Annotated in this window: 1 protein-coding gene; it reads right to left on the minus strand. The window is 62.2% G+C overall.

Going from position 1 to position 3461, the window contains the following annotated elements; translation table 11 throughout:
• A partial coding sequence (locus I8U17_RS17855; RefSeq protein WP_198059972.1) for an SDR family NAD(P)-dependent oxidoreductase occupies positions 1-3461 on the minus strand: 3461 nt, incomplete at both ends.

Genomic DNA, 3461 nt, shown 5'->3' on the forward strand with positions numbered 1-3461 from the left:
TCCTTCTCCAGAAAAGCGATCATGTCGCTGATCTTCGCTTCCAGCGCCTCCCGGGTCTTGGCGGACAGAGCGAGCAAGTAATAAGGAAGACGGTGCCGGGCCGCACTCCTTTCTTCCGGATAGCTCTCCAGCACCAGATGGACATTGGTTCCGCTCATCCCGAAGGCGCTCACGGCCCCCAGTCTCCGCTTCCCTTCCTTGTCCTTCCACGGCCGGTTCGTTTTATTTACATAAAACGGGCTGCCCTTCCAGCGAATGTATTCATTTTCCTGCTCACAATGGAGGCTGCCCGGGATGGTCTCATGGCGCATCGCCTGCACCAGGCTGATCAGACTGACCAGACCGGAGGCGGCAAAGGTGTGGCCGAAATGGGTTTTGGTCGAGGTCAGGGCGCAGAAGTTTTCCTTGTCGGTATAGCTTTGAAAAGCATCGCGAAGCGCGTTGACCTCCACCGGGTCACCCAGGCGCGTTCCCGTTCCGTGGGCCACGATATACTCCAGATCTTCTGGGTTAATCCCGTACTGGTCATACACCTCTTTGTACAGTTGTGTCTGCGCCACCCCGCTGGGCGCGGTAATGCCGTTGGTCTTGCCGTCATAGTTGATGCCGCTGCCCCGGATCACCGCATGGATCGGGTCCTTGTCCGCGATCGCCCGGGAAAGGGGCTTCAGCACGACCACGGCCACGGCTTCACCGGGAACCATGCCGTTGGCTCTTTGGTCAAAGGCATAACACCGCCCATCCGGCGAGAGCATTCCCGCCTGCCCGATCGCTTCGAGCGTCTGCGGGACGAGGATCAGGTTGACTCCGGCGGCAATGGCCGTATCGCAGTCGCCGCTGCGCAGGCTCTGGCAGGCGAGATGGACAGCCACCAGTCCGGAGGAACAGGCGGTATTGACGGCCAGGTTGGGGCCGTTCAGATTGAGTACATAAGAGAGCCGGGCCGCGAGAATCGCGTCATGGTTGGACGTGATCGGGGCATCAAAACCGGTCAGATACTTGTAATCGCCATTTTCCACCCCGACAAACATGCCGATCTTCCGGTTCTTGATCTGCACCGGCCCATAGCCGGCATCTTCCAATGCGTTCCACGCTTCCTGAAGCAACAGCCGCTGACGCGGGTCCATGCTCCGGGCTTCGCGCGGCGAAATTTCAAAGAACAGGGGATCGAATTCATCGACACCGGGAATGGCCCCGAATTTCCATCGTTCCGCCCCGCTCCCCGGCCAGCGTTCCGCCCCGGCGGCGCGCACCTGATCCTCTCCGTTCAGCAGATGCTGCCACATTTCTTCAATATTGCGCGCTCCCGGGAACCGGCCGCTCATCCCGATCACGGCGATCGGTTCGGGAACTGCGGAAGGCCGCGCTTTCTCCTGCACCGGCTGCTTCCTTCGCGATGGCTCCGGTTCGGCCGCCGGCCGGACGGGCATGTCCACCGCCGGCTTCCTTTCCGGGGCAGGCGGCGCTTCCCGGTAAAACGCCTCCAGCGCTTCCTTGTGTTCGGACAGGTAATAATCGGCCAATTTGCCCAGGGTGGGATAGCCGAAGAAGACCGCCGGGGTCAGCTCAATGCCGTAATGCCGGGTCAACTGTTCGGCAAACGCCGCCAGTGTGATCGAATCAAAACCGAAATCGGCCAGGTTGCTGGTGAGATCCAGTTTCTCGCGGGGGATTTTCAGCAGCTGGCCGGAGAGCTCCTGCAAATCCCATTCCAGGCATTGCCGCACGCTGAGCCCCTTCATCTCCGGCCTGCGCCCTTTGCCGGCCGGCAGCCCGGCTGCCGGTTCCGGCTGCTGCGGCTCCGGCTCCCTGTACAGCCCCAGGAAACGATGCACCCGGTCAGGCTGACCGGCCAGAACCAACAATTGTGTCTGTTCCTGCCCCAGCACGCGCTCAAGCAAGTCCAGGCCCTCTTCCGTTTCCAGCGCGCGCTGGCCGCTCGATTTCAGGTAGAGGCGGGTCTGCTCATCATCTCCCAAGCCCATGCCGCCTTCCTTCCACAGCGGCCAGTGAACCACCAGCGTTTTGCCGCTGCGCAAACCCTGCCTTTGCTGCCGGTTGCGCTCCCGGGCATAAGCCGTCAGGAAGCGGTTGGCGACGGCGTAGTCCCCGGCGCCCATGTCGCCGAGAATCGCCGCGGCGGAGGAAAAACAGAGAAGAAAGTCGAGCGGTTCCCCGGACAGCACCTCATCCAGCACTTGGGTTCCCTTCACTTTCGGGGCCAGCACCCGGGCAAAATCGGCCTCCGATTTGGTGAAGAGCGGCTCTTTGCTCTGCAAACCGGCCGCATGGATGACGCCGTTCACCCCGCCAAACCGCGCTTTGGCTTCCCGAAGCACTTCGCGCATCGCCACGGCATCGCAGACGTCCGCCTGCCGGTACAGCACCCGGCTGCCCGTTCCTTCCAGCAACGTCAGCTCCGCTTGCAACCGGGCATCCAGCGGCGAACGGCCGGTCAAAATCAGGTTGACCGGCCCGGAACGGGCCAGGCGGGCAGCCAGGATCCGGCCCAATCCGCCGCCTCCGCCGGTGATCAGGTAGGTTCCGTTCGCTTGGATGCGCCATCTTTCCTCTCCCAAAGAAACAGGACGGATCCGGCAGGTGTACCGCTGCTCTCCCTCATACAGGACACTCTGCGGTGAAGGGGTGTGCAACTCCGCCCACAGGAGCGACAGCCAGGCTTCCATGTCCACCGCCGGACCGGGACCGGCTTCCCGCAGAATCCCCGCGACGCGGGTCTGCGGCAGGATGAGGCCGAGGGAACGTTCCCAACCGATCCAGGATTCCAGACAGCAGCGTTCAAGGCTCGTTCTCCATGCCCCGGCCCATAACAGCCGGGACGGTTTCCGCCCGGCTTCTCCGACAGCCTGCAACAGGCGGAACAGAACGGCCGAATCCTCAATACAGCCCGCATCTTCCAACGGCCACAGGTAGAGCAGCGCAAAATCCCCGCCGCAATCGGAAGCGAGGCTGTCCAAAACCTGGCGGAAAGCCGCTCCGTCGTCGCGGTTCAGGCGATACTGTCCCCGGCTCTGCTTGCCGGAGGAACGGCCCTGGGCCACGAAGATCACTTCCGTCCCCGGCTGGCGTGCTTGCACGGCCGCACGCACGGCCTCTTGATAATCCGGGTTCGACAGAAAACAGACCAGTGCCGCCGGGGTGGACACCCGGCCTTCCGGCAGATCCTCCGCCTGCCACTCTTCGGCAAAGGTCATCAGTTCATAGCCTTCTTCCTCCGGTTCTGCATTTCCGGCAGGTTCTGTTTCTGCCGCCGCCATCGTCTCCGCCGGGACAGGGGCAGCGGTTTTCGCTTCAGGAACCCAGTAACGTTCCCGGGCAAACGGATAGGTGGGCAGAGGAACACGGCTGTATTGCCCGTCCGCAAACAGCCCTTCATAATCCAGTTCATATCCCTGAACGTAAAGCTCGGCCACAGTGGCCAAATTCTCCAGATAGTCAGC

The sequence above is a fragment of the Thermoactinomyces sp. CICC 10521 genome (assembly GCF_016055135.1).
In the GTDB taxonomy this organism is placed as follows: domain Bacteria; phylum Bacillota; class Bacilli; order Thermoactinomycetales; family Thermoactinomycetaceae; genus Thermoactinomyces_A; species Thermoactinomyces_A daqus.